We start from the raw sequence: 991 nt of genomic DNA, 5'->3' as shown, positions 1-991 counted from the left end.
TGACCTGCCCCCAATAAACCGGGCCATTCGAAAGGAGAGTTTGTTCTTGTAACGTTCGTCAGCACAAGGAGAACAGACGATGCGCAAATCAGGTTTCACCGAAGAGCAGATTGTAGGGATCCTGCAAGAGTATGCGGCCGGGGCGAAGGTCTCGGAGCTGTGTCGCAAGCACGGCATGTCGGACGCGACGCTGTATAAGTGGAAGGCCAAGTATGGTGGGCTGCAAGTTTCAGAGCTGCGCCGCCTGAAAGACCTTGAGTCTGAGAATGCTGAACTGAAGCGGCTTCTGGCTGATGCCATGCTCGACAATGCGGGTCTGAAAGGGTTGCTGGCAAAAAACTTCTGACGCCTGCACACCGCCGCACCGCGGTCCAGAAACTGATGGATGACCATCAGTTCACGGAGCGGCGAGCGTGCAGGCTGGTTGGGATTTCGCGGTCGAGCTTGACCTATCAAGCCCGGCCAGACCGCCACGCGCGGCTCAGAGAGCGCCTGATCACCTTGTCAGGCAAGCACAGGAGGTATGGCTATCGCATGTTGCATGCAAAACTGGTCCGTGAGGGTTTCAGGGTGAACGTGAAAGTGGTCGAGCGGATCTACCGCGAAGAACGGCTGTGGTTGCGCCGCACCAAGCGCAAGAAGATCCCGCGCGAGGGCCGTGAGGGGGCTTGGTGCCCGATTGCGCCCAACCAGCGCTAGTCGCTCGACTTCACCAGCGACGCGCTGGCCAATGGCCGCAAATTCCGCACCGCCAACCTCAAGGACGACTGCACGCGCGAATGTCCGGCCATCGAGGTGGACTTCTCGTTGCCAGGCGAGCGGGTGGTCGAGATGCTGGAACGCGTGGCTCGTGAGCGGGGATACCCCGATATCCTGGTCGTTGATAACGGCCCGGAAGAGAGTGTCCGATCTTCTGTGTAACCGGGATCTGGTCCATGCTTCCTGAGAGGAGCAAGGACGATGACGATTTCCAAGGAACTGCTGGACGAAC

General features: G+C 59.0%; 2 protein-coding genes and 1 pseudogene. All 3 read left to right on the top strand.

Annotation, left to right across the window (positions count from 1 at the left end; genetic code table 11):
• The first annotated feature begins 79 nt into the window (after window positions 1–79).
• Window positions 80–346, top strand: a complete 267-nt coding sequence (locus M3N55_RS16680; RefSeq protein ID WP_249060983.1) for a transposase — start codon at window positions 80–82, stop codon at window positions 344–346.
• 35 nt (window positions 347–381) lie between these two features.
• On the top strand, window positions 382–699 hold the full coding sequence (locus M3N55_RS16755; RefSeq protein WP_283164011.1) for an IS3 family transposase: 318 nt from the start codon (window positions 382–384) through the stop codon (window positions 697–699).
• 15 nt (window positions 700–714) lie between these two features.
• Window positions 715–921 (top strand): annotated as a pseudogene (locus tag M3N55_RS16905) (DDE-type integrase/transposase/recombinase); the annotation flags it as partial.
• Window positions 922–991: the final 70 nt, after the last annotated feature.

It is taken from the genome of Roseinatronobacter domitianus, from assembly GCF_023336755.1.
GTDB classification, from domain to species: domain Bacteria; phylum Pseudomonadota; class Alphaproteobacteria; order Rhodobacterales; family Rhodobacteraceae; genus Roseinatronobacter; species Roseinatronobacter domitianus.
Note: the sequence above shows the minus strand (reverse complement) of the source record. Positions and strands in the feature narration are given on the sequence as shown.

Excerpts from the sequence above, each read along its gene's own strand:
- M3N55_RS16680 (WP_249060983.1), top strand. The coding sequence starts at position 80 with ATGCGCAAATCAGGTTTCACCGAAGAGCAGATTGTAGGGATCCTGCAA.
- M3N55_RS16755 (WP_283164011.1), top strand. The coding sequence starts at position 382 with ATGGATGACCATCAGTTCACGGAGCGGCGAGCGTGCAGGCTGGTTGGG.